Consider the following 26,674-nt stretch of genomic DNA (forward strand, 5'->3'; position numbering starts at 1 on the left):
TCCTAATTGTTTAAAGAGAGCAATAGCTTTTTTCATTTCAGGGACCTCATAATTGGAAACACCAACGTACAAAGCTTTGCCTGACCGAACTATGTCGTCTAAAGCACGAACGGTTTCTTCAATTGGAGTCTGATCGTCATAGCGATGAGCATAGTAAATATCAACATAATCAAGGTTTAATCTCTGTAATGAGTCATTGATACCCTGAATCAGCGACTTACGAGAAGTACCAATTCCGTAAGGACCATCATGGATTTCATAACCGACCTTAGTGGAAATAACTAATTCATCACGGTAGGCCTTTAAATCATCTTTTAGAATTTGGCCCAATAATTCCTCGGAGCTACCAAAGCCAGTTTGACCATTACCGTAATGATTGGCCACATCAAAGTGAAAGATTCCCTTGTCAAAGGCATGTAAAATTACGTCCCGACGATCACTAAGTGGGTCAGCACTACCAAAATGGCGCCAAAGTCCTAAAGAAATCGGTGGTAACATCAAACCAGAATTACCGGCATGACGAACTTGTTGGTTATCGTAACGACTTTCTGCTGCATGATACATTTTCAAAACCTCCTCTGGATATTTTATATCTCAAGGATAACGCTAAAGTTCATTAAAAAAATAGCGTAAGACATTTCGGAAGCGAAAAAATCTAAAAAAATATATAATTGTATATAGTGATATTTATAAAATGTGGGAGGATAAGTATGGAATATCAAAAATTAAGTAATGGCGTTTCCATTCCAGTATTAGGCTTTGGAACTTATGAAATAAAGAGGTCTGAAGTAGCTGAAGCAATGAAGGGTGCTTTGGATGCCGGATATCGTCACTTTGATTGTGCACATATTTATGGCAATGAAGTTGAAGTAGGTCAAGCCCTAAAAGCTTCAGATGTTAAACGTGAAGATTTATTTATTACCTCAAAAGTTTGGAATTCCGATCAAGGCTATGACAAGACCTTGGCTGCCTTTGAGCAAACTTTGAAGGACCTGCAACTAGATTATTTGGATCTTTATTTGATTCACTGGCCAAATAATGACAACTTCGATTTAACCTTAGATACTTGGAAAGCCTTAGAAACACTTTACGATCAAGGTAAAGTTAAAGCTATCGGTGTTTCAAACTTCTCTGAAGCACAATTGAAGCAAGTCTTTGATATGTGCAAAGTTAAACCAATGGTCAACCAGATCGAACGTCATCCTTACAAGACCCAAGTAGAATTGGCTAAGTTTGATCGTGATAATGGCATTATCAATGAAGGCTACTCACCAATTGGCCACGGTCATTTGATTTTGGAAGACGAAACCATCAATAAGATTGCCAAAGTCCACGAAAAGACTGCCGCTCAAGTAGTGCTTCGTTGGCAAGTAGATACAGGCTTTGTTATTTTCCCTAAATCATCTAATATCGATCACGTTAAGGCTAACTTTGATATCTTTGACTTTAAGTTAACAGATGACGAAATTGAAGCTATTAATGGCTTGGATCAAGATAAACATTTGAATTATTAATTGGTAAAACTATATTTAGTTATTTAAAAATACCCCCTTAAATATGGGTCTAAACTTTATCGTGTTGGTAGATGATTTCTACTGGCACGATTTTTTTTGACCAATCAAAAAAGGACATCAAGAAAAAGAATCATACCAATTAAGGTATGATTCTTAGAAATAGGTCTCACCAACACGATTTGACTTAGACCCTTTTTGTCTTGTCCTCACGTTACGTTAGGGGGTACTATTACAACCATCATAACAAAATAACAAATGAGGGCAATTATGGATAAGAAAATCACATTGATAACAGGTGCGAACAAGGGCATGGGGTTTGAATTAGCTCTTGAATTAGGCAAAGCAGGGCAGTTCATCTTATTAGGTGCAAGAAATAAACAGTTAGGACAAGAAGCAATCAAAAAATTACAATCTAATGGGATTGAGACTGATTTGGTATTAATAGATGTTACAAATGAAGAAAGTATTAAAGCTACAACAAAATACATTGAACAAAAATATGGTCGTATTGACATCCTAATTAACAATGCTGGTATTGCACTAGATAATCACGAGAAACCTTCAAAGATTAAATTGGATATTGTAAGAAAAGACTTTGATGTTAATTTCTTTGGTTTGATCAGTGTCACTCAAAATATCATTCCACTCATGAGAAAAGCTAAAACTGCAAAAATAATTAATATTTCTAGTGAAGTTGGTTCCTTGACTTTATCCTCTGACCCTAGTGTGCATCGACATACGGCGGTTGGTTATCAAGCATCTAAAGCTGCGGTTAATATGTTTACAGTAGATTTAGCGAATGAACTAAGCGACACCAACATAACTGTTAATGCGGTGAACCCAGGCTGGGTAGATACAACTTTTGCTGGTGGCGGTGGTCAAAGTGGTCAAAAAACCGTACAGCAAGGTGTTGCTAGGACTGTTGAAATAGCAACCGATGAATCAAACGAAGTAAGTGGTACGTTCTCTGATACTAAAGGTATTGTTCCTTGGTAGAAGACATATTTTGCAGTTACATACTTCAGTAATTCTTGGGGCTGTGTTCTAACAAACAAGAAGTTCAAGAAATTCTCACATACGAGAAAATCTTGAACTTTTTTCGAGTTCTTGATTAGCTATTTCGCAAAAAGAGTAGCAAAGATAGCCAATGACGAATTGTCCTTACTAAACTTATTATCCATCTTTATATCTAGAATTTTATCCTCTTCAAGTTGCTCAAGAACATCTATCGGGTCTTCGGTGCTTTTTAGTTTGAACATAGGGGAAATCTAACCATATTGGCTTTTGATGTGATCCTGTCTTTATAGATACTATTTAATATCGAATATTGTTGTAATACTTTAATCTTTGATCTTATTCTTTGGATTGATATAAAAATCGTGTCAGTAGAATTAATCTACCCACACGATAAAGAATAAAGAAGCTAGATTTATTATTCTAAAGAAATGGCGAGAACAAGCAAATACAAAATAATTGTGCGTTTGCACAAAAATCTCAAAAAACAAGATGATCATCAATCCCAAAAAGGGACCAAATCGTAGATAGAGATAGCTTTTTTTAAACCATTTTATTTGAAGAAACTGTTCAAATTGGTTGACTTTGTTAATTTAATAACAATTGTATGTAATTGTTATTAAAAAAGCTAATATAAAATTGGATTTTTTAAAAACCTATTAGATAGCGGTCTATCTGCATTTAACTTTATCAAATTTATTTTGGATTAAATGACTATGGAAAAGCTTTTTTTATTGAAATCAAAAAATGGGTTACTATTTGTGAATATATGAACTATAATAAAAACGTAATCAATATTACTTGAATAAAGTAATTAGCTTCTTTTCATAGTGTGTTTATCAAATTTTAGATGGAGGTAGTATTATGAGCGACAGAGATACTGCAAACGTTTTATGGTTCGATGAATTACATCGTAAAGATGTCAACTTAGTCGGGGGCAAATCATCTTCATTAGGAGAAATGACTTCTTCAATGAATGTTCCGGTTCCTTATGGATTTGCCACAACGGACCACGCATATCGTTACTTTATGGAACAAACTGGTTTGAATGATAAAGTTAACGAATTGCTGGAAGGAATTAAAGACTACGAAGATTCTGACGAGTTGCATGCAACTTGTGAAAAGATCAGAAACTTGATTGTTGATGCTCAAATGCCAGCAGATTTGGCAAACGACATTAATAAAGCATACGCTGATCTAGGGGACAAAATGGGGCAAGAGAATCCATTCGTTGCTATTCGTTCTTCAGCCACAGCAGAAGATTTGCCTAACGCATCATTTGCTGGACAACAAGAGTCCTATCTGAATATCAAAGGACAGTTGGACGTAGTTAACCGGGTTCAACAATGTTATTCATCATTATTCACTGACCGTGCAACATATTATCGTCACAAGCAAGGCTTCTCACACGAAAAAGTTGCTCTTTCAGCAGCAGTTCAGATGATGGTCTTTTCAAAGGCTTCAGGAATTATGTTCTCAGTTAATGTAGCTAATGGTGACAATTCTAAGATCGTGATCGATGCAATTTATGGTTTAGGTGAGTACATTGTTCTTGGAAAGGTTACACCAAACCACTTTGTAATCGATAAGCAATCAATGAAAATCGTTGATCGTAACATCATCAAACAACCAGTTGAATTGATGAGAGTTACGAATGGTGGAACAGTTGAGCAAGAAGTTCCAAGCGATATTCAAGATAAACAAGTTTTGACAGATGACCAAGTAATTGAATTAGCAGGCTATGCTAAAGAGATCGAACGTCACTATGGATGTTATATGGATATGGAATTCGCTTTGGACTCCAATACCAACAAGCTTTGGATCGTTCAAGCTCGTCCTGAAACAGTTTGGTCACAAAAGAAGAAGAAAAATAGTGCCGAAGACGAAGACATTGTTTCTGAAGAAGACGCTGAAGTAGCAGTTCGTGGTTTACCAGCAAGTCCTGGTTTAACTAGTGGCGTTGTTCACGTAATCGATGATCCAAAGGATATTAATGAATTTAAAGATGGCGAAGTTTTGGTAACTTTGATGACTTCACCTGACTGGGTTCCTGCAATGAAGAAGGCTGCAGCCATTGTTACAAACAGTGGTGGTATGACTTGTCACGCCGCAATCGTTTCTCGTGAAATGCAGATTCCATGTATCGTCGGGACTAAGAGTCAAGGGATTGCTGCAACTGAGGCTTTGAAGACCGGTGACGTTGTTACAGTTGATGCTAAGAATGGTATCGTTTACCGTGGAAAAGTTGAAAGTCTTTTGAAGAAATCAAATCCATCAACTCAAAATAACGCTCAAGTAGTAGCAGCTGAAACATTTGCTCCAACTGCAACTCGTGTCATGATGAACTTGGGTGATCCTGATCTAGTTGACAAATATTCATCATTGCCTGCTGACGGAATTGGTTTGATGCGTGAAGAGTTCCTCTGGACAACCTTTATTCATGAACACCCACTATATTTGATTGAACAAGGACATCCTGAGAAAGTTGTCGACATGCTTTCAAACGGAATTGCCAAGGTAGCTCGTGCAATGGCTCCAAGACCAATGGTACTTCGTCTATCAGACTTCAAGTCCAGCGAGTACCGTAAACTAAAGGGTGGCGAAAAGTATGAACCACAAGAACCAGCTGATCTATTAGGTTGGCGTGGTGCTTCTCGTTACTACGATCCAAAATATATTGAAGCCTTCAAACTAGAATTAGCTGCTGTTAAGAAAGTTAGAAACGAATATGGATTGAAGAACTTGAACGTTATGATTCCATTTGTCAGAACAGTTGATGAAGCTAGAAAAGTTACAGATATTATGAGAAATGAAGGCCTAGTTCGTGGAGCTGACTTCAAAGTTTACATGATGGCCGAAATTCCATCAAATATCATTTTGGCTGATCAATTCAATCAATTCATCGATGGTTACTCAATTGGATCAAATGACTTAGCAATGTTGATCCTTGGCTGTGATCGTAACAATGATACAGTTTCTGGCCTCTTTGACGAACGTAACTTAGCTGTTAAACGTGCTATTCGTCACTTGATCAAAGCTGCACATAAAGATGGCAAGACTGTTGGAATCTGTGGTCAAGCACCATCTGAGTATCCAGAATTCACTAACTTCTTGATTCAAAGCGGTATCGACTATGTATCTGTTAACCCTGATATGGTTAAAGAAACTAAGAGAAATGTAGCACACTTTGAACAAAGAATTATGTTGGATAAGGCAACTGGACGTGGATTAAATGATCCAACAGATTATGATTGGGATTAAGTTAAGATAGTAATCTCATCGAAAAGACAACTCAATAATTGGGTTGTCTTTTTTTTTGCTCAAAATAAGTCTTTTGACAAAGCTGATTTCTTTTCAAAATCACCTGAAAGATTGTAAAGTTTGATTCAAATAAAAGGTTAAGATTATTTATTTGCTCATAATTTAACAATCATACAACTTAATATATGAAAAATAAATTATTAAAAATCGAAAATGGAGGTTGTCTAAATTTCGTTTGATAATTAAATTGCTTTGCCTAAATTAAATAAATTTGTTTACTAAATGTTTAAACATGTTATTATGTTAAAGTTCCCCTCAAATAGCTGAATAACTGGGAGATTTGATTTACACGAGGAGCCTGTTTACGCAAACTTTTAACTATTAAATATTAAAATATCTTTCGGTATTTAAAGAATAATTTTTCGTATTATATGTAAGGGCTATCAGCTAGAAGAGAAAGGAGGCCTATCGTGATTATTTCTGATCTAGAAATTGACATAAGTAAGTACATTTGGAATAAATCAACAGCACATTATTCTGACCTTGAAAAAAACTTTGAAATCTCTAAGCCAACCATTTCAAAATATTTGTCAAATATCGCTTCGTACGTGGATAGTTTAGGCATCAATTTGAAACTGGTTCGAGACCGAGGTAAGGGAATATATTTCGTAGGCAAGCGGGCTGATTTTGAGAAAGAATTTGTATATCAAGATTCTTGGAATCCTATCACACCCAAGGATCGAAGGATGTACATTCTTGCCTCATTATTGTTTGAAAAGCGGACGATCACAATCTCTGAATTGACTGGGAAGTTGTTCGTTAGTCAAAGAAGTATTGAAAACGACCTTGCCTGGTTGCGAAAGTTTTTGGCAGATAATAATGGTGCTTTGATCAATAATTCTGGATACTTGCGTTTAAAAATGCCAGAGGATTACTTATATGCATTCATGATTGACGTTTTTCACAATTATTGGGGAGAAGATTTGAATCAAAGTAATAAAAACAACGTAATTCTACCACCAATTTTGAGCAACTTTTTCAGCAAAGAGACTGCCGAAAGAATATTTCGATTCGTTGACCAGTTCTTGGAATATTACCATTTTAGGACAACGGAATATGAATACACCTCTTTGGTGATATATCTGTTGATTCAATACACGTTGTTCAGTAATTCAAGCTTTTTCTTACGTGATCGAGAGACTGAATATCATGCAACGCCGTTAGAACATGAAACTGATTGTCTAGCCAGCAGTTTTGAAGAAAAATTTCAATATATCTTTTCTGCTGATCAAAAGAGATTTCTGAATAATTTCGTAATTTTGATCAAGTTGGAAAATAGCGAATCTCTTCAATTCGACGAGGACAATGAGATCGAAGCTATCAAAAAACTGATTATCGGACCAGATACACACGTCAATATTTATGATGATCAATTTCTAGATGGTGTCAGCAAGCATATTTCAATGGCAATCAAGCGAATCAAGTTTGGGATGCACACAGTCAACCCCTATACTGAGAATTTCAAACGTTCATATCCGCTTGCCTTTGAAGAGGCACTGGAATTATCTAGCAAGATTCAACAAAAATTTGATGTTGTCTTCAAAGATAATGAGATTGCTTATATAGGAATGTATTTCGAATCTTTTAGCGAACGTAAAGGCATCGTCGGTGAAAAAGTATCGGCCGCGATAGTTTGTAATTCTGGAATCGGAACAGCTAAGTTTTTGGAAGAAAAAATCAACCAAAATTTACATGATTCTGTGAAAGTGAAGGCAATTTATACTTTGCATGAATTACCTAAGGAAAACATTGCAACTGACATTATCATTTCCACCGTGGCTTTGCTCAATGCACCCAAACCTGCTGTCTTAGTAACGCCATTTTTGAACGCATCTGATCGAGAATCGATTTTGGAGTTAGTTTCCAATATCAAACAAGCCAACCTACCACCAACACCTTTTAAGGAATTACTGAGACCTGACTTGATAATTTTCAATGAAACTGGCAGTGATTATCAAGCCGTTCTTAAGCAAATTACCACTCAAGCTGTTGACTTAAAGTTGGCCAAAGACGGAATTTTTCAAGCAGCAGTCAAGCGAGAACTTTTGTCCAGTACAGCCATTGATGGGATCGCTTTGCCACACAGTACAACTGATTTTGTTGAGAAACCATTCATTGGCATTATTAAATCACAAGCAGGTATCGATTGGTTAGGAACGACGATTCATTTAGCTTTCTTCATGGGGTTAAAAGGAATCGATACGGCTAGTTTGAAAAAAATCTATCATCAATTGAATAAATTAGTTGAGAACAAACCTTTGATCAATCAACTTTTAATCAGTGATGATCCGCAAGAAATTATTGATTTATTAGGAGCAAATGACTTTGACTAAACAAATACTTGAACCTGATTATATTTTTACTGACATTGAGATGGGTACCAATACTAAAGATGATGCTTTGAAAATGATAGCCAATTTACTCGCATCCCAAATCGATGTCAGTGAATCAGAGTTAGAAGATGGTCTTTTTGAGCGAGAAGAGCTTGGTACAACGGGCTTCATTCACGGTTTAGCCATTCCACATGCGGTTGTGTCGACACTTGACGAACCAATAGTTGGTATCTTTACATTCAAGGAAGAGGTGCAATGGGAGGCACTTGATGGTAATGGCGTAAGAATTGTTTTCGTACTGCTAACCCCTAAGAATACGACTGACAACGAACACTTGAAATTATTGTCGCAGTTGTCCCGAAATCTAGTTAAAACTGAATATATTGAAAGAATTCTACGTAATCTATCGAATCCGAAAGTTCTTTACGCAATGGTTGCAGAAGTGGTAAATGAGTAACTAAAGTTGAAAAGGGGATGGATCAATGACTACCTTAGTTGGGGTAACTAAATGTCCAGTGGGAATTGCCCACACATACATGGCGGCTGAGAAATTGGAAGAAGCTGCCAAGAAGTTAGGTTATACGAAAGTTAAGATTGAAACTGAAGGTGCTTCGGGGACAGAAAACACTTTGAGTTTAGAAGATATTGTGAACGCCGATGCCATAGTTTTCGGTGCTGACGTGACTGTCGATGATATTCAAAGATTCGATGGCGAAAAAGTTGTTTTTGGTGACACTACCACGGCTATTAAAGATCCGGAATCATTAATCAAACTTTGTGAAACGGCTCCGGTGTATCATGTTGGAAATTTTTTGGATAACAATGAGAATGAAACGACTGTAAAAACAACAAAAAAAACTCAACAATCACCAGTTGTTAAGCAATTATTAAATGGAGTTTCACACATGATTCCTTTCGTTGTAATAGGGGGATTATTCATTGCATTATCGATTGCCTTTGGTGGCCATCCGACAAGCAGTGGCATGGTGATTCCTAAAGGTACGGTTTGGTCAGTTATGAATCAAGTCGGAGTTTTAGGATTTACTTTGATGATTCCAGTCCTAGCTGGATATATTGCCGATGCGATTGCAGGACGGGCTGCCTTAGCTCCAGTAATGATCAGTGCTTTAGTCGCTAATAGTCCCGACATATTAGGGACAAAAGCCGGAACAGGTTTTCTAGGCGCCATCTTGATTGGTTTTGCGGGTGGTTATCTAGTTAAATGGATCAATACTTGGAAGGTGCCAAAAGAATTACGCCCGATAATGCCAATCTTTATAATTCCATTATTAGGAACGGCAATTTTATCAGGAGCCTTTGTCTATTTGTTAGGTCAGCCAATTTCTTGGTTGATGACCGCTTTAGAATCATTATTGAAAGCTTTATCTGCCAACCCTTCAACCAGTATTTTACTTGGAGGAATCATGGGATTAATGGTCGCATCTGACATGGGTGGCCCAATCAATAAAGTCGCTTTCTTGTTTGGAGTTGCTTCCATTACGGCCAATGCTCCTCAAATAATGGGTATTGTAGCTTGTGCAATTCCAGTACCTCCATTAGTAGTTGGAATTGCTACCTTGATTAACGGTAAAAACTTCAGTTCAGATGAAAGAGCTGCAGCTGTTCCTGCCGTTTTAATGGGACTAATTGGGATTACTGAGGGTACGATTCCTTCAGCAACCGCTAATCCCAAATGAGTTTTCCCTTCAATTCTCTTAGGTTCCGCAGTTGCTGGAATCTTCGGTGCAATTTTCAAAATAACTGATGTTGTACCGCATGGTGGCCCGATTGTCGGAGTTCTTGGGGCAACCAATAATCTATTTTTATTCTTTTTAGCAATTATTATTGGAGTAGCTGTAGGCGTTGGCCTTTTAACAGCTCTTCAAAGCCGATCAGTTCATGTCACAAAGCCTGATGTAGACTGAGAAATTAATATTCCGTTACTAATATGGGAGCAAGACAAAAAAGGTTTTGCTGCCGAGCATTAATGTAAATAGAGTGGTGACTCAATTTTGAGTTGCTGCTCTATTTGCGCTTTTAGCAAAAGGATTTTTCCAAAATGTCATTTCGGAATAAAATGGCTTGGCTGTAGTTATTAATGGAATATTGCTTTAACCGGTCAGTGGAAGGTAATGGTTAATGATTCATTCTTGTTTAAACATGCACTAAAATGAGCGCGAAAACAAAGAAAAGAGTGGATTGAAATGTTAATGAATAAAAAGAGTTTATATTTTGGTGTTTCATTATTTTCAGCAATCATTTTAGGTTCAGTTTCAAGCCAAAGTGTTAAAGCAGCGACCACGGATTCCTCGACTGCAGCGACACCAGTAACGACCCAATCACAAGCTTCAACAGCAACAACTCCAACACCAACGACCGATTCGAAAGTGTCGGCCACTGCGACAGATACAGCAGCAGATACAACCACACCTAAAACGGTAACTTCAACTACAAATACGGTTTCAACTGTTGCGGCCACAACCAATCCAAGCGCGACTGGGGCAACTGCAACGAGCTCGAGTTCTAGTACTGTTAGTTCGACATCTACCATCAATATCGTTAAAAATCCTGTAGCAGCACCAACTGCAAGTGTTGCTCCTGGTGCTACTAGTCAAACTCCATCACAACCAACACCACCTGTAACAAGCACAGATAATACAACGAATCCTTATGCAATCCCCAGCAATGTGACCGATGATACAGTCGTTAAGTTTGCCGATCCGTTATTAGGTGACATTGTTAAAAACAGCTTTGGTCTGATGCCAACTCAGGATCTGACTGTTGGTGAAGTTAAAAAAATTCTCCCAAACAATGTGTTAATCAGTGAAACCAATTATCTTTTACGTCAAAATAAGACACAAACTTCGATGTCTGATGACCAAGATACACCGATTGAGAGTCTTGATGGTATGCAATATTTGCAGTTGATGCCAGCTAAATCAACTTTAAGTTTTCAAGTTGATTTAGCAGCTGATGACAAAGCTAATCCTGATTTGCGCCCCTTGGAGAATATTCCTTTTCAAAGTTTAACCCTTTCAGGGAATTTTAGTTCGCCCAAGGGTCAACAAATCGATGTAAATCAACTGAGCAATTTGGACCTTAGTAGAGCAACTGATCTTGAACTAAATGGTGACCCCAAGGTTTCAGTTAATAGTGGTTTGAATGATCAGGAACTAAAAGCCGTTGAACCAACTTTGGATAAATATGCAGATAATGGGCAAAGCAGTCATTTAATTGAATTGACTAATTCACAAATTACTGATTTCTCGCCACTACAGGGGACTTCGACCGGTAATAGTGTGACGGCCATTGCTTCAAATGATACGATCGGAATTGCAACACCAGTTTACGCCGTTGAAAATCAACCGATTAGTTTTACCGCACCAAAAATCATTGGCATAAATGGTAAAGATATCGCTGACACTTATCATTTTAGTTACACAGTCGCTAAAGCAGGTCTTGCTGATGATAATTTAACCAATCTTGGCAATGATAATTACGTTTTGAAGACACCAGATTCGTCGGCTGCACAGTTGACTTATGGACATATTGGCTGGGACTATTCGACAAATCCTGACGCCTATGTCGCTCAGACAGTTGGTAATACAACTTTCGATACCATTATTACTAACGTTCAACCATTGATTTGGCAAAAGAATCCAACAGTCACGATCAATTACTTAGATGCCAGCGGTAAACCAATCGAACAAAATGGTCAAGCTTTAACCAAGGTCGTCGCCGGTACAACAATTGGTAGTCCTTATGATTTAACTGCTGATAGTGAGGTGGAAGGTTATTCATTGACTAGTGACGCTGGCCTTTTGAAAGGTAGCTTTACTCAAAATCCTCAGGTAGTCAATCTAGTCTTCAGTCAAAACCCCGTTCAATCCGCTCCTTCTGTCGAAACACCAGTGATTACTCCAACAACAGCTCCAACTAAGCCTCAACTAGTTCAAGTTAAAATGGTTGATAAAAACACCACTGTTGGTAGTAATTTAGCAGCAATTGGTGTGCAAGGAACAACTGAGGTCAATGGTAAACTCTTTTACTTATCAAAAGGTGAGTACATTGCGGCTAGTGACTACGAAGCTGTTTTGCCAGGAGCGGGACAGTTAAAGACCTTTAACAAAGAGACAACTCTTTTTGACAGCAAAGGTCAGCCGATTAAAGATGTTTTGACACCAAATAGTGGATGGAAGTTCGATCAAATCGTCGCCATCAATGGACAGGCCTTTTATCGAGTGGCGACTGATGAATACTTGTCCGCAGATGAGAGTATTGTCTTTAAACCAGTTGATGCAAAGAGTGTCGTCACGGTACCAAGTAATACAATGCTCTATAATTCTCAAGGTCAATTGCTAAGCCAAGGCTTAAAAGCAGGTAGTAGCTGGAATACTGATGGTTACGTATTGATCAATGGGGTCAAAATGTATCGAGTAGCTACAGACGCTTATGTCAAAGTTGATGGAATTGTCGCTACAGAACCAGTTTCTACTATCTATCAGGCAGATCAAGAAGTTCAATTGTACGATGCTCAAGGGACACCTATCAAGGAAACTTTGCCAGCTAAGAGTTCTTGGAAAGTTGATCAAGTATTGTACTTGCATGGTCAAGAATATTTTCGTGTTGGCAAAGATGAATACATCAAAGTTCAATCTTGAGTCGATTTTGTTTTTGAGGATAAATATGGTAGCATAGCGGTCTAAATGAAAGTTTTATAAGAGGCCCAAAATGCGATGGATACCAATAACAATTATTCTAATAATCTTAAGTTGTGTCACGTTATTTGTGGTCCATCAATATAAAAACTCTAAACATTTTCCATTAGCATTGTTAACAATGCTTTACCTGATAGGAATCAGTGCTATTTTGTTCACGCCCATCTCAATTGACGGATTATCTGTCCAGATCTTGCCGCCAGGGATTGGACGTGTGAATGAGACAAGGCTTTATTTTCACGACGTCGGTTTCTTTGAAAATATAATTTTAACAATTCCTCTAGGAATGATAATCAAAAAATCAGTTCCACAAATACCATTATTGATTCTGGCAGTGTTCGGCATAATTTGCAGTAGTGGTTTTGAAATAGCGCAGTATTATTTATCACATTATTTCTTGATCAATCGGACTAGTGATATTAACGATGTCATTGCTAATACGACTGGAATTATTATTGGTGGATTATTAATTATTATTTTTTCTCAATTTAAAAGTAGGATTGATAAATAAAAAAACGTAGTCGAATCAGACTTTTTCTCATAAAAAGAAATTTAAATCATCTCTCCGATTTGAAATGAACCCTTTAGTTTTGGTAAAAACTAAGGGTTTTTTTAGTGAATTCAAGTGGACAAGCCAAAAGGAGAAGTTAAGCAATTTCTCAAGTTATTCACTAAGTGAAATTGAGGTAGGAGCTTCTATGTTTTTTAAGGAAACCAATCAAAAATCTTGATTAATTACTCCGTCCCAAATTCAGACAGTATATCTGGAAATCATGGAAGAAAATCAAAATAAGATTTAAGAATCTTGTGAAACTTGGTATAACGGTAAATCAAGCAAGAACCTTCCTCATACCCGTAAGGGTTATTGTCAAGCCGCTCATACCAAGATCTAATTAAATGTCCAAACTTAAGAGTTCAGATTAATTAGGTTCCTTTTCTGAATTAAAGATATAATTAAGAATTTCAAATAAAAACTGTCAATTACTTTTTATTAGAATTCTTTAATTAATAAAAACTAATGAATGCTGGAAAATGTTCAGCTATTCCTTTATAAAAATCAAAAATCCAAATTAATGTTGACAATTTATTGCAAAAACACAAATAATCTGTTAATATTTCTAACATAAATCTAATGTTAATAATGTTTTTCTAATCTAAATCTAATCACATTAGAAACACACTACTGATATTTGATAAGGAGGATTTACATATGGATTTGGATAATGAAAAAGAACCTTTGGTAACAGAGCCACAAACTAGTGAAGGAACGTTTGACGATTATTCTACACAACGAGTTCCCAAAGAAGAACGAGATCCAATGTGGAAAATCCTGATGGTTCAAATCGGTGGATTTGTTTGTTTAAGCCAATTTATGTTGGGAGCAGAGTTAGGTTACGGTATGTCATTTAGAGATGCTGTTCTATCAACACTTATTGGAAGTGTTATTTTGCAATTTATTGCCTATGGATTAGGCTTGGCTGGTCAAAGAGAGGGATTAGCAACGAGTTTACTATCCAAATGGACAGGCTTTGGAACAATTGGTTCTGCAGTTGTTGGATTAACTTTTGCCATCAGTTTAATTGGCTGGTTTGGAATACAAAACTCTGTATTTGCTCAGGGAATTGTTTCTATCATCGGTAAAAATGCAAATTTTGGAATAGTTTCGACTATTACGGGTTTGGTGGTTACTTTGTCAGTTATTTTTGGATTCAAAGGTTTAAGCTGGACAACAAATATTTCCGTGCCAGCCTTTCTAGTTGTTTTAGGTGTCGCCATTTATAACATGATGAAGGGGCATACCATCTTTGGACTTGTAACGATGGCAGCTCCGGGTGCAGCGATGACTTTAAGTTCTGCTATTACAATGGTTACCGGTAATTTTATTGTTGGTGCAATAATCATGCCTGATCTAACACGGCGTTCTAGAAATGGTAAAGATGTTTTTTGGATTTGTGTTATCGGTACATTAGTTGGAGAACTTGGTGTCAACGTTATTGGTGTTTTGATGGCGCATGCAGTTGGAACAAGCCAAATCATGCCTATCATTTACCAATTAACAGGTATGTTTGGAATTGCTCTAATTGTTCTTTCGTCAGTTAAAGTTAATGATTTGAATTTGTATTCAGCTAGTTTGGACATTGTCAATTTCTTCAAACAAGTTTTTCATATAAATTTAAATAGAGCGTGGGTAACAATTGTAGCTGGTTGTTTAGGAACTTTCTTATCTGTTATTGGTGTTATTGATAAGTTTTCATCATTTTTAACCGTCTTGGGAGTTGTCTTCCCACCGGTTGCATCAATCATGTTTGTTGATTATTGGATTTTAAAAAGAAATAGAAAATCCCTTGATGTAAGTCGGGCTTCAGGACGATTGCCTGATGATTCAGATAAGTTCCCAATTGTTACGATTGTGGCTTGGATTGGTGGTTCGTTAATCGGATATTTTGTTACTTCGGGAATTCAATCAATAACAGTTATTATTGCTTCTGGTTTAATCTACTACATTGGAATGAAATTGTTTGGTAAGAAAACAGAAAGTACAAAAATACTTAATTAGGGTTTAAATGAAGGAGACGATAAGGCATGAGTAGAGAACTTTTTGCAGAAGATATAAAAGAAATTGCTATCGGAGCTGCACTACTAGGTTCTGGGGGTGGAGGGAATCCATATATCGGTAAGCTAATGGCACTTTCAATGATCAAGAAAAATGGACCAGTTAAATTGATTTCTCCCGAAGAGGCTCCCGATGATGAATTATTTGTTTCAGCTTCAGGGATTGGAGCTCCGGCCGTTTCCTTAGAAAAATTCCCTAATGGTAGTGAATTCAAACGTTCTTTTGAGATGTTGGAAAACTATTATGGTAAAAAGATTTATGGAACATTTCCTATTGAAGCAGGAGGAATCAACTCAATGATTCCTATTGTGGCAGCGAGTGATATGAATTTACCAATTGTAGACGCTGATGGAATGGGTAGGGCTTTTCCAGAACTTCAAATGTCAACTTTTGTTTTAGCTGGACACGATGTTACACCCATGGTCATTACTGACGAACGCGGTAATACAAATTTGATTAACACTGTCAACCCTGTGTGGGCCGAAAAAATTGGTCGTTCTACAACTGTTCAGATGGGAGCAACCGCAACAAGTGCTAGTGATGGGCTTACCGGCAGGGAGTTACGTGAAGCTGGTGTATTAGGAATTGTCACAAAAAGTCAAAAAATTGGTAATTTGATACAACATTCTAACGAATACAGTTCGATTGATGAAGCTCTGAATCAGTTACTGGAAATAACTAAGGGATATCGTCTGTTTACAGGGAAAATAATTGATATCCAACATACAACAAAAGATGGCTTTAACTTTGGTAAAACGACAATTAAAGGCTTGGATAAGAATCTTGGGATGACGGGTGAGATTGAATTCCAAAATGAAAACATTATTTTCAAGGCTGATGAACAAGTATTAGCCACGGCTCCAGATTTAATTACGATAGTAGATATTGATACTCTTCAACCTGTGACAAATGAAGAAATCAAATATGGCAAACGTGTCCATATTCTTGGTTTACCCGCCGATGATAAATGGCGAACTCCTGCAGGAATAGCATCAGTTGGTCCTCGGTACTTCAAGTATGAAGTTGACTATGTACCTATTGAAAAAAGATATCAAGATTTTGTGGAAAGTTGGGGTGAATCACATGTATAAATTAGGAATTGATGTTGGAGGAACAAATACGGATGCGGTTATTTTGGATGACAATCTGAATGTTGTATCAAGCATCAAAACTCATACAACCCAAGATATTGAAAGTGGCATTAACAATGCTATTCATCAGGTGATCGTACAGAGTAATATTCAAACCGATTATATTTCTGAAGCAATGTTGGGGACCACCCAAGCGACAAATGCAATTGTTGAACGCCAAAATCTTGGTAAAGTTGGTGTAATTAGAATTGGTTATCCAGCAACCGCTTCAATTTTGCCCTATACAGAATGGCCTAAAGATATTACCAAAATTTTGTCTGATTCCTATTCATTGGTTCATGGTGGATATGAGTTTAATGGGGATGAAATCAGTCCATTTGATGAAGATGAGGTTAGGGAAATATTAAAGAGTTGGAAAAACCGAATAGATGGAGTCGCTATTGTTGGAGTTTTCTCTTCTATTAATAATGATCAAGAAGAAAAAGTTGCAGAACTGACCCATCAAATACTTGGTAATAGTATGCCAGTTTCTTGTTCCTCAAGCATTGGATCAATTGGGTTAATTGGTCGTGAGAATGCAACAATTCTAAATACAGCATTATTCAAAGTGATTAAATTAGTTACAGATGGTTTCTGCAAAGCTTTAAAATCTGAAGGTATTACAGATGCACAGGAATACCTTTGTCAAAACGATGGAACGTTAATGTCGATTGATTATGCAAAAAGTCATCCTATTTTAACAATTGGAAGTGGCCCCACCAATAGCATTCGTGGTGCAGCATACTTATCCAAACAAAAAGAGGCATTAGTGCTGGATATCGGCGGAACAACATCTGATATTGGTGTTTTAGTCAATGGATTTCCACGTGAATCTTCTAAATCAGTAAATGTCGGTGGTATTCAAACTAATTTCCGTATGCCAGATATTCTATCTATTGGTTTAGGTGGTGGAAGCATTGTAAGACAAAAGGAAGACGGGACAGTAACAGTTGGTCCAGATAGTGTTGGATATCAAATTACTGAAAAAGCAAAAGTGTTTGGTGGAAATACTGTTACAACGACTGATATTGCGACCAAATTAGGTATGTGTGAAGTTGGCGATCCTAAATTAATTGAAGATTTGGATAATGACTTTGCATTGAAAGCAATGTCTAAGATCAAAGAAATTTTGGAGGATGGACTTGATTGTATGAAGACTAGTTCTCAAGATATTTCGGTTATCCTAGTAGGTGGTGGTGCAATAATTGCTCCACAGAATCTTCATGGAGTCTCTCATATATACACTGATCAGTATGGTGGGGTAGCAAATGCAATTGGAGCCACAATTGCTCAAATTGGTGGTGAATTCGAAAAGGTTTATCAATATGTTGATATCTCAAGAACAGATGCCATTAATGACGCAGAACGGCAAGCACGACAACAGGCTGTCAGTGCTGGTGCAATTGAAAATACTGTTTCTACAGTTTCTGTAGAAGAAATTCCACTCTCATATGCACCTGGTGATACAACTAGAGTAAAGGTTAAGGTTGTAGGTGATAGTCATAATTAAATAATTTAAGTTTAACGGTGTCTTAAGAATTAATCAGCTTGATGTTAAATAAGTAAATAAGGAGTGTTTAACTGATTGAAAATGTTAAACACTCCTTATCTCTTTTAATTTCATTAATACTATAAAGGTTATTGTTCCTTCACCTCTTGATGATTCATCATACCTCCGAGAAGACAGAAGCAATATATACATATTTAAAAATCCAAACTTAAGGATTTAAATCATATTTGGTTTTTAGTTTGATTCCTAATCACTCATGATATAAATTTCAGCAGCTTTGTTTGTAAATTTACAAGATTTAGCAATGTTAAAATTTCATTTATATTTTTATTCTTATCAAATATAATCTTGAAATTAATAATTAATCAGTGTACCATTTCTAATAACGTTTTAATTCAACTTTTATTTATCGGAGGGTCGGCTTTTTTAGCCTGGCTGGACAAGATGCTGCTGTGTTTTTAGGCGTCTTGTCCTTTTTTAACTCTCAATTTAAGGCTTGAATTAGAGAAGGAGGGAAACTCTATGAGGGTATTGCTACCATATATCAAACGTTACCGAAAAGATGTAGCCATTGCTTTGATTTCAGTCATAGCTTTAGTCTTTGCAACTCTTTGGCAACCACGGTTATTGCAAGTAGTTATGAATGCCATTTTAAATAACAATAAGACGGTTATCTTTCAGCAAGGATTAGTCTTGATCGGTTTAGCTATCGTGGGAATTTTAGCTGGAGTCATAAATACGATTTATTCGGCACGGGTCGCTTTGGGCGTGGCTACTGATTTGCGGGCTGATTTATATGAACAAATTCAGACGTTTGCTTATGCCGATGTGGAAAAATTTTCAGCTTCTAATTTAGTCGTGCGAATGACAAATGATATCAATCAGGTTCAACAGATCGTGATGGCTGGCTTTCAACAAATTAGCCGAATTCCATTGCTGTTTATCGGGGCTTTTATTTTAGCTATGGTGACCATGCCGCAACAGTGGTGGGTCTTGTTGGGTATGATGGTGATTGTTTTAAGTGTTAGTTGGTATTCTTACAAAAAGATGAGTATTTATTTTGCTCAAACTCAACAAAATATCGAAGATGTTAACACGGTTGCTCGAGAAAATTTGATGGGTATTCGTGTCGTGAAATCATTTGTTCAGGAACCCAATGAAATTTCAAAATTTTCTAAAGCCTCTGATCGGTTGACAAAAGTTACGGCAAAAATTGGCTACAACTTTGCGATTTTGATGCCAGCTTTCTTTTTAACAGCTAACATCGCAGTTGTCTTAGCCGTTTACATCGTTGGTCAAAATATTACCGTTCATCCAGCATATTTAGCTGCGATCACTAGTTTTATTTCCTATCTAATGCAAATTTTATTTGCGGTCATCAATGGTGGCTTTTTAATGATCATGGCTTCAAGAGCAAATATTTCACTGGGCCGAATTGGCGAAGTTATGGATACAAAACCAAGTATGACTTATATCGAAGGTAATAATGAACCCGTTGAAGGCGAGATCGAATTTGACCATGTAACCTTCACTTATCCAGGGGATGCAACTCCAACTTTGAAAGATATTAGTTTTAAAGCTAAAGTGGGTGAAATGATCGGAATTGTTGGCGCAACTGGGTCAGGTAAGACAACTTTGGCACAATTGATCGCACGTTTGTACGACCCTGATTCTGGAACTGTCAAAGTTGGGGGAGTTGATGTCAAACAATTGTCAGAGGCTTCTTTACGTAAAACAGTTGCTTACGTCTTGCAGCGGTCAACTTTGTTTTCAGGCACAATTTCTGCTAATTTACGACAAGTTAGATCCGATGCCAATATGGAAACAATGGCCTGGGCAGCCAACATCGCTCAAGCTTCGGAATTTATCGACCGTTTGCCAATGACTTATGATGCTCCAGTTGAAGAACGTTCTTCTAATTTCTCCGGGGGACAAAAGCAGCGACTTTCTATCACCAGAGGAGTTATTGCGGAACCAAAGATTTTGATTTTGGATGATGCGACTTCCGCTCTGGATGCTCAATCTGAAAAACTGGTCCAAGAAGCTTTGGATAAAGATTTGAAAAAGACAACTACCGTGGTTATTGCAGAAAAGATTTCTTCCATTATTAGGGCTGACCATATCTTAGTAATGGATAATGGCCAGATAGTTGGAAATGGCACTCACCATGAATTAGTTGCCAATAATGCTGTTTATCAACAAATTTATCAAACACAAAAGGCACGAGAGGAGGGAATGTCATGAGCGACTTAAAGAATGCTAGTAAATACTATGGCCATTATTTTAAAAGATATTGGTTTGGATTCTTGATGACGGCAATTTTGATTGGCATTTCTACTGCCTGTATCGTTATTGCCCCCACATATTTGGGACGAGCTGTTTCTGAATTAACAACTTACGTTCAACAGTGGACTCATACCGCAACCCATGCTAATGCTAATTTAGGTAATTTTCACAAAACCTTACTGATTTATTTAGGTCTGTATTTAGGTGATGCCGGAACGTTATTCATTGCCAGTTTGATTTTGGCCCGTATCACAGCTTATTCGACTGGTACAATGCGAGTGGGATTATTTAGAAAGATGCAACGGATGCAAGTGCAATACTTTGATTCGCACAGCGATGGTGATATTTTGGCCCGCTATACTTCTGATTTGGATAATATTTTTAATGCTTTGAATCAGGCTTTGATTGAAATCTTTTTATCAGTGGCACAATTTATCGGTTTGTTGATCGTCATGTTTGATCAGAACGTCACGATGGCTTGGGTCACGATGGCTTCCACACCGGTTGCCTTAGTTATCGCAGCCTTTGTAATGAAAAAAGCTAGCGTTGCCGTTAATCAGCAACAAGATGACTTGGGAAGTTTGAATGGTTATATCAATGAACAAGTGACCGCCCAAAAAGTCATCATTACTAATGGCTTGCAGAATGACTCCGTAAAAGGATTTCTCAAGCACAATCAAAAGGTTCGTAACTCAGCTTTAAAAGGTCAAATTTGGTCTGGAGTTTTGAATCCTTTGATGCAAGGGATGTCGCTTTTGAATACTGCCATTGTCATCTTCTTTGGTTCCTGGTTCGCCTTAAATGGTACTTTATCAACTGGGGCAGCTTTGGCCTTAGTGGTGGTCTTTGTTAACTATGCACAACAATACTATCAACCAATTATGTCGTTGACATCGCTCTATGGAATGATTCAATTAGCCATTACGGGAGCGCGCCGAGTCGATGAAGTGAGAAACCAACCAGATGAAATAGAGCCCAAACCTGGTCAAGAATTATCAGGTATTAAGCAAGAATTACAAATTGACGATGTTCATTTCAGTTATTTACCTGGCAAGGAAATTTTACACGGCGTTTCGATTTCAGTTCATAAAGGCGAGATGGTCGCATTGGTAGGACCAACTGGTTCTGGTAAGACGACCGTCATGAATTTGTTGAATCGTTTCTATGATGTTGATAGCGGATCAATTACCATTGATGGGACAGACATTCGCAAATTTTCATTAAAAGCTCTCCGTGAAAATGTTGGAATCGTTTTACAAGACCCTCAACTATTTTCGGGAACGATTGCTGACAATATCCGTTATGGAGATCCAACGGCAAGTATGGAACAAGTAATCGATGCTGCTAAGCAAGCTAATATTCATGAATTTATTACAAGTTTGCCAAATGGATATGAGACAGAGGTTTCCGATGAACAGAGTGTTTTCTCTGCCGGCCAAAAACAATTGATGTCAATTGCGAGAACGATTTTGACCAATCCACAGTTATTGATTTTGGATGAAGCGACATCAAACGTTGATACCGTTACTGAAGCTAATATCCAAGCGGCGATGGATCGAGTAATTCAAGGTCGGACTAGTTTTGTGATTGCCCATCGTTTGAAGACGATTTTGAACGCTGATAAGATCGTTGTTTTGAAGAATGGTTCAATTATTGAACAAGGTAACCATGAAGAATTGCTAAAAGAGAATGGATTCTATGCAGGATTGTATCGGAATCAGATGGTTACAGATTAAATTAAAAAATGCCAACCTCAACTATATTGTGAGATTGGTATTTTTTTTAATTAACACTATTTTGACAACGAATTCAAAACAAGAAAATTACCATTTAAAATTAGTGATGCCTTACGAAGAAGATACGGAACTTTCACGATGATTATTTTAAACTAGTCGTATTTCGGGGATTTCACGTTATCTTTATCTTTATGCTTAGTTTGGAAACCTTCTGTTCGGTAAATCTATTTAAAGATGCCTGTAATTATATGAAATTAGGATTTGTTTCAAGTTTGATTTTGTCTGGGGAATTGTTGGGATACTTTCGCTTTATCTATTTATCCTAATAAATCCAGCAATATTACTGCACATGAGTGATTAATCTGCTTGCTCTCAATATAAGCCGTTGATATACTAAAATCTGTTAAAAAAATATCACAGGGGTAAGTATAGATGAAAAAATTGTTTTTACCAGTTTTGTTAGGATTAAGTTTCTTAATGATTTTATTACCTATTCAAAATATCCAAGCCGTTGCCGATGAACCAGTTGAAAAGGCGCCAGTAAAAACTATTATTGTGGGCGCTGATGACGTTGGTAATAGTAGTCAAGTTCGCGTTTATCAGAAAGTTGATCAAAAAATGAACATTACCAATCGGACTTTGCCAATTGTTGCTAATAATCACTTGAAGCACTGGTATGGTCAGTACATTAAATTAGACGGTCAATATTGGTGGAAAATCGGGGAGAATCAGTACCTTAAACCAGAACGTATCTCAGTCGTTAATGTTGAACGGAATCAGGCCTTGGGATTGACAATTGATAATTACGGCAATTTTAATAATAAAACTGGTGTTTCAATGATCAATGAAGACTAATTATAATAGAAGCATGAATAAAAGCCACCCGTTTTTTGGGTGGCTTTTATTATAAATTAAGTTCGAAGGCTAAGCGGGCGTTGTCTTCATGATTCTCAGCGGGTTCATCGACATAGATCTTACCACGATGAATGTATCCAAAACCTTTAGCCATAGCTTGAAGACGTTTATTGACGGCGTGAGTGTCTATTCTGAAATTACGAACCCCTTGAGCGTAAGCGGCACTGATTAGATTTGATAAGAAGAAATGGCTGAGATGTTGACCAGCAAAGGCTTTTCCAATTGCAATGCGATGGATTGTAGCATACGGATCAGTAGTATTGTTCCAAGAACCTCCGATGATTTCGTCATAACTAGGTTCATTACCGACAATCAAAGTGGCCGTACCAGCAACTTTTTGATCAACTATCAAGACGAAACACTGCATGGCCGCAATATCCTTGGTCAAAATTTCACTATTAGGGTAGCCGCCTTGCCATTGAACGCTACCGTCAGCTTTTAACAGAGCCTTAGCTTCATCAATAATGTTCATAATTTCTGGTAGATCTTTTATCGTTGCTTTTCTAATATAAATTAAACTCATTAATTTTTTCCTTCTATTCTAAATGGTAATTGCTAAGCTTCAGTTAGGTCGATAATTTGATAGTCATAGCCTAAATTTTTCACGAACTGTAAAACATCATCTGATGCCACAAAAATAGTACTGGTGTTGATATTGGGATGAAAACTCATTCGCGCTTCACTCAAGATTTCTTTATCGAAGTAGACTCTGACATCATGATCTTTATTATTCAAAAGTCCAAAGATGGAAACAATTCCGGGTGCCAGGCCAAGTTTTTCTGCCAACAGGTCGTCATGCCCCATTTTTGGTCTCTTGGCACCAGTCAAAGTCTCAAATTGCTTGAAATCAAGTCGTTTGCTGTCATCCATGACTAACAGATAACATGCGGTCTTTTTCTTATTGGTGAGAAACATCGTTTTGGTGCGGACACCTTCGATTCCCTCAATGAATTTATCCGCTTCCTCAGTAGTGTGGGCGATAGGGTGATGAACAATTTGATATTTGATCTTCATTTCATCAAGAGCCTGTTCAACTTGTTCTGCTGGTTCCATAAAGCTGCCCTCCATAATTAAAAAAATTTAATTTAATTATACTCTAAATAAAGGCTAGTTTTAGGACTTTCGCATAAATTGAGATACAGAAATTTTTGGTTACCATGGTATAATTAAAGCCGCGTAATTAACTAGTTTGACGTGGAGGCGCGTAATGGCAACTAAAGAAACACAAACTAATTTGAATGAATTGGCGAAACCGGTTCATCAACAACTTAATCAATATCGAGTTCCTCAAATTCAAGCTGTATTGTCGCTTCTGGATGAAGGAAATACGGTTCCATTTATTGCTCGTTATCGAAAAGAGCGCACAGGTGCTTTGGATGAGGTAGCTATTCGGGCAATTGAAGATGAGGCTAGTCGCTTATTGAAGCTAAATCAACGTCGTGAAGATGTTTTAAAATTAATTCAAGAACAGGGTAAATTGACTCCTGATTTGAAGCAACAATTAGAACAAGCTATAGTTTTACAACAAGTAGAAGATCTCTATTTGCCTTATAAGCAAAAGCGTCGTACCAAGGCTACGATTGCTCGGGAAGCTGGCTTGGAACCGTTGACTAAGTGGTTACTAACTTTTCCTCAAAATAATCTGGACAGTAAAGCTACAGACTTTATTGATCCCAATAAGGATCTGCCTGATTTGGATTCCGTTTGGGCAGGAGTACACGAAATTTTGGCGGAAACTTTTAGTGAGAGAGCTGATTTTAGAGAATGGGTTCGGGGTTATACTTGGCAAAATGGTGCTTTAACTAGTAAGGTCAAACGTGGAGCCAAAGAAAAAGATGAACAACAAGTTTATCAAACTTATTATGACTTCACGCAAGCTTTGAAGCAGCTGCCGCCATATCGAATTTTAGCCATTAATCGGGGTGAAAAAGAGAAGATTTTAACTGTTGGAATCGAGGTTGATACGGCACAAATTCTTCGTTATGGCCATTCTAAATTGATAGGACGTCACCAAGGTCCTGCTGTAAAGAGAGTCGAGGAAGCCTTTGAGGACAGTTATAAACGTTTTATTGGACCCGCTATTGAAAGAGAACTGCGTCGTCAATTAACTGAAACTGCTGATGATCATGCAATTCAAATTTTTGGTAAAAATCTTTATCACCTTTTAATGCAGGCACCTTTGAAAGGTAAAGTAGTAATGGGCTTTGATCCTGCATATCGAACCGGGTGTAAGCTAGCTATTATCGACGCAAACGGACGATTCTTAGCCAAACAAGTTATCTATCCGCATAAACCAGCCAGCAGTGAAAAAAGGGCAGAAGCTGCACCAATTTTCAAACAATTATTAGAAAAGTATAAGGTTGAAATGATTGCGATTGGTAATGGGACTGCCAGCCGTGAATCGGAGGAATTTGTCAGTCAAATTTTGAAGGCTTTGCACCAACCAATCTATTATGTGATCGTCAATGAAGCCGGAGCTTCAGTATATTCAGCCAGTGCAAATGCTCGAGCAGAATTTGGAGATCTGCATGTCGAAGAACGTTCAGCCATCAGTATTGGCCGCCGTCTGCAAGATCCTTTAGCGGAATTGATTAAAGTTGATCCTAAAGCGATTGGTGTCGGTCAGTATCAGCACGATGTCCCTGAAAAGTCGTTAGATGAACAGTTGGATCGAGTTGTGGAAACAGCGGTTAACCAAGTTGGTGTCAATTTGAATACCGCTAGTCCAGAACTATTGACTCATATTTCAGGATTGACGACTACGACAGCGAAGAATATCGTGAAATATCGAAATGAAAATGGAACTTTTGACAGTCGTAAAGTCTTGAAGTCGGTACCACGTTTAGGACCTAAAGCTTATCAGCAAGCGGTCGGTTTCTTGAGAATTATTTCTGGAAGTGAACCACTAGATAATACCGATATTCATCCTGAAAGTTATCCCGCCGCTCATCAGCTTTTACAAGGGATCGAGGCTACACCAGATTCCTTAGGTACGCCTGAATTACAACAGAAATTGAGTAAGTTGAATAAGGTAGAATGGTCACAAAAATTAGCTATTGGGGAAGCAACTTTGACTGATATTATGGCTGGCTTGAGTAAACCAGGCCGTGATTTACGTGATAGCATGCCAGCCCCACTATTGCGACAAGATGTTTTAACTATGGCTGATTTGAAGCCGGGAATGGAATTGCAAGGAACGGTTAGAAATGTGATCGACTTCGGTGCTTTTGTTGATATCGGGGTTAAACAAGATGGCCTAGTTCATATTTCCCAATTATCGGATCATTTTGTCAGTGATCCTAGTACCGTTGTGACCATTGGTGATATTGTGAGCGTCTGGGTCCTAAGTGTCGATGAGAATCGAAATCGAATCCAATTGACGATGCGCAAGGATAATAAGAATTGATAAGTAAAGGCCAACTCTTATATTGATAAATCAATGAATGCAAATTTTTAAAAAGTAGATATGATTGAAGTGAACCTATAGTTTGATATCAGCCGAACTATGGGTTTTTCTTTTGGTTGAATTTGTTGTTTACGAGATATTTGGTTATTATCGATGGGTTATAAAAAATATATTAAT

At 37.4% G+C, this 26,674-nt stretch carries 18 protein-coding genes; 15 read left to right on the forward strand and 3 right to left on the reverse strand.

Annotated elements, in window-relative coordinates; translation table 11 throughout:
* Window positions 1-564 (reverse strand): aldo/keto reductase (locus ACYT32_RS07335; RefSeq protein WP_395265611.1); only part of this gene is annotated, 564 nt, incomplete at its 3' end.
* 146 nt (window positions 565-710) lie between these two features.
* Between ACYT32_RS07335 and ACYT32_RS07340 the strand changes: the two genes are divergently transcribed.
* The 14 genes from ACYT32_RS07340 (at window position 711) to ACYT32_RS07405 (ending at window position 23,031) form a co-directional block, all read left to right on the forward strand.
* Window positions 711-1,514, forward strand: coding sequence for an aldo/keto reductase (locus tag ACYT32_RS07340; protein WP_395265610.1), 804 nt, complete (start codon window positions 711-713; stop codon window positions 1,512-1,514).
* 267 nt (window positions 1,515-1,781) lie between these two features.
* Entirely contained in the window at window positions 1,782-2,510 is a 729-nt protein-coding gene (locus ACYT32_RS07345; RefSeq protein WP_395265609.1) for an SDR family oxidoreductase, read from the forward strand.
* An 882-nt stretch (window positions 2,511-3,392) separates the two neighbouring features.
* Window positions 3,393-5,789: a phosphoenolpyruvate synthase gene (gene ppsA / locus ACYT32_RS07350; protein WP_395265607.1), complete on the forward strand. Its 2,397-nt coding sequence runs from the start codon at window positions 3,393-3,395 to the stop codon at window positions 5,787-5,789.
* Window positions 5,790-6,259: 470 nt separating this feature from the next.
* On the forward strand, window positions 6,260-8,182 hold the full coding sequence (locus ACYT32_RS07355; protein WP_395265606.1) for a BglG family transcription antiterminator: 1,923 nt from the start codon (window positions 6,260-6,262) through the stop codon (window positions 8,180-8,182).
* Window positions 8,175-8,639 (forward strand): PTS sugar transporter subunit IIA, encoded by a 465-nt coding sequence (locus tag ACYT32_RS07360; RefSeq protein WP_395265605.1) that lies wholly within the window; start codon window positions 8,175-8,177, stop codon window positions 8,637-8,639. Before ACYT32_RS07355 ends, ACYT32_RS07360 begins: the two co-directional genes overlap by 8 nt.
* A gap of 25 nt (window positions 8,640-8,664) precedes the next feature.
* Window positions 8,665-9,879 (forward strand): PTS fructose transporter subunit IIC, encoded by a 1,215-nt coding sequence (locus ACYT32_RS07365; RefSeq protein WP_395265604.1) that lies wholly within the window; start codon window positions 8,665-8,667, stop codon window positions 9,877-9,879.
* A 507-nt stretch (window positions 9,880-10,386) separates the two neighbouring features.
* Window positions 10,387-12,843 carry an SLAP domain-containing protein gene (locus ACYT32_RS07370; protein WP_461793387.1) on the forward strand — a complete coding sequence of 819 codons (2,457 nt, stop codon included), beginning with the start codon at window positions 10,387-10,389 and terminating at the stop codon, window positions 12,841-12,843.
* A 70-nt stretch (window positions 12,844-12,913) separates the two neighbouring features.
* The gene (locus ACYT32_RS07375; RefSeq protein ID WP_395265602.1) at window positions 12,914-13,411 is read left to right on the forward strand and encodes a VanZ family protein; all 498 of its coding nucleotides are present in this window, start codon (window positions 12,914-12,916) and stop codon (window positions 13,409-13,411) included.
* A gap of 699 nt (window positions 13,412-14,110) precedes the next feature.
* On the forward strand, window positions 14,111-15,457 hold the full coding sequence (locus tag ACYT32_RS07380) for a purine-cytosine permease family protein (protein WP_395265601.1): 1,347 nt from the start codon (window positions 14,111-14,113) through the stop codon (window positions 15,455-15,457).
* Between the two features lie 26 nt (window positions 15,458-15,483).
* On the forward strand, window positions 15,484-16,605 hold the full coding sequence (locus ACYT32_RS07385) for a DUF917 domain-containing protein (protein WP_395265600.1): 1,122 nt from the start codon (window positions 15,484-15,486) through the stop codon (window positions 16,603-16,605).
* The gene (locus ACYT32_RS07390) at window positions 16,598-18,154 is read left to right on the forward strand and encodes a hydantoinase/oxoprolinase N-terminal domain-containing protein (protein WP_395265599.1); all 1,557 of its coding nucleotides are present in this window, start codon (window positions 16,598-16,600) and stop codon (window positions 18,152-18,154) included. The genes ACYT32_RS07385 and ACYT32_RS07390 overlap by 8 nt, the downstream gene beginning before the upstream one ends.
* Before the next feature lie 522 nt (window positions 18,155-18,676).
* Entirely contained in the window at window positions 18,677-20,398 is a 1,722-nt protein-coding gene (locus ACYT32_RS07395; RefSeq protein ID WP_395265598.1) for an ABC transporter ATP-binding protein, read from the forward strand.
* Complete coding sequence (locus tag ACYT32_RS07400; protein ID WP_395265597.1) at window positions 20,395-22,176, forward strand: ABC transporter ATP-binding protein; 1,782 nt, start codon at window positions 20,395-20,397, stop codon at window positions 22,174-22,176. Before ACYT32_RS07395 ends, ACYT32_RS07400 begins: the two co-directional genes overlap by 4 nt.
* A gap of 432 nt (window positions 22,177-22,608) precedes the next feature.
* Entirely contained in the window at window positions 22,609-23,031 is a 423-nt protein-coding gene (locus ACYT32_RS07405; RefSeq protein ID WP_395265596.1) for a hypothetical protein, read from the forward strand.
* A 49-nt stretch (window positions 23,032-23,080) separates the two neighbouring features.
* Here ACYT32_RS07405 and ACYT32_RS07410 read toward each other — a convergent pair whose 3' ends face one another.
* Together ACYT32_RS07410 and ACYT32_RS07415 are read right to left on the reverse strand one after the other, a co-directional pair.
* Window positions 23,081-23,614 carry a GNAT family N-acetyltransferase gene (locus ACYT32_RS07410; protein ID WP_395265595.1) on the reverse strand — a complete coding sequence of 178 codons (534 nt, stop codon included), beginning with the start codon at window positions 23,612-23,614 and terminating at the stop codon, window positions 23,081-23,083.
* Window positions 23,615-23,646: 32 nt separating this feature from the next.
* Window positions 23,647-24,144 carry a prolyl-tRNA synthetase associated domain-containing protein gene (locus ACYT32_RS07415; RefSeq protein ID WP_395265594.1) on the reverse strand — a complete coding sequence of 166 codons (498 nt, stop codon included), beginning with the start codon at window positions 24,142-24,144 and terminating at the stop codon, window positions 23,647-23,649.
* 154 nt (window positions 24,145-24,298) lie between these two features.
* On the opposite strand from ACYT32_RS07415, the gene ACYT32_RS07420 reads away from it, so the two are divergent.
* Window positions 24,299-26,497, forward strand: a complete 2,199-nt coding sequence (locus tag ACYT32_RS07420; RefSeq protein WP_395265593.1) for a Tex family protein — start codon at window positions 24,299-24,301, stop codon at window positions 26,495-26,497.
* Window positions 26,498-26,674: the final 177 nt, after the last annotated feature.

This window comes from Companilactobacillus sp. FL22-3 (assembly GCF_054881455.1).

What these genes read in the sequence shown, in the direction of transcription:
- ACYT32_RS07410 (WP_395265595.1), bottom strand. Translation starts at nt 23,614, where the DNA reads ATGAGTTTAATTTATATTAGAAAAGCAACGATAAAAGATCTACCAGAA.
- ACYT32_RS07395 (WP_395265598.1), top strand. Translation starts at nt 18,677, where the DNA reads ATGAGGGTATTGCTACCATATATCAAACGTTACCGAAAAGATGTAGCC.
- ACYT32_RS07345 (WP_395265609.1), top strand. Translation starts at nt 1,782, where the DNA reads ATGGATAAGAAAATCACATTGATAACAGGTGCGAACAAGGGCATGGGG.
- ACYT32_RS07405 (WP_395265596.1), top strand. Translation starts at nt 22,609, where the DNA reads ATGAAAAAATTGTTTTTACCAGTTTTGTTAGGATTAAGTTTCTTAATG.
- ACYT32_RS07340 (WP_395265610.1), top strand. Translation starts at nt 711, where the DNA reads ATGGAATATCAAAAATTAAGTAATGGCGTTTCCATTCCAGTATTAGGC.
- ppsA (WP_395265607.1), top strand. Translation starts at nt 3,393, where the DNA reads ATGAGCGACAGAGATACTGCAAACGTTTTATGGTTCGATGAATTACAT.
- ACYT32_RS07380 (WP_395265601.1), top strand. Translation starts at nt 14,111, where the DNA reads ATGGATTTGGATAATGAAAAAGAACCTTTGGTAACAGAGCCACAAACT.
- ACYT32_RS07400 (WP_395265597.1), top strand. Translation starts at nt 20,395, where the DNA reads ATGAGCGACTTAAAGAATGCTAGTAAATACTATGGCCATTATTTTAAA.
- ACYT32_RS07420 (WP_395265593.1), top strand. Translation starts at nt 24,299, where the DNA reads ATGGCAACTAAAGAAACACAAACTAATTTGAATGAATTGGCGAAACCG.
- ACYT32_RS07370 (WP_461793387.1), top strand. Translation starts at nt 10,387, where the DNA reads ATGTTAATGAATAAAAAGAGTTTATATTTTGGTGTTTCATTATTTTCA.
- ACYT32_RS07415 (WP_395265594.1), bottom strand. Translation starts at nt 24,144, where the DNA reads ATGGAACCAGCAGAACAAGTTGAACAGGCTCTTGATGAAATGAAGATC.
- ACYT32_RS07365 (WP_395265604.1), top strand. Translation starts at nt 8,665, where the DNA reads ATGACTACCTTAGTTGGGGTAACTAAATGTCCAGTGGGAATTGCCCAC.
- ACYT32_RS07385 (WP_395265600.1), top strand. Translation starts at nt 15,484, where the DNA reads ATGAGTAGAGAACTTTTTGCAGAAGATATAAAAGAAATTGCTATCGGA.
- ACYT32_RS07390 (WP_395265599.1), top strand. Translation starts at nt 16,598, where the DNA reads ATGTATAAATTAGGAATTGATGTTGGAGGAACAAATACGGATGCGGTT.
- ACYT32_RS07375 (WP_395265602.1), top strand. Translation starts at nt 12,914, where the DNA reads ATGCGATGGATACCAATAACAATTATTCTAATAATCTTAAGTTGTGTC.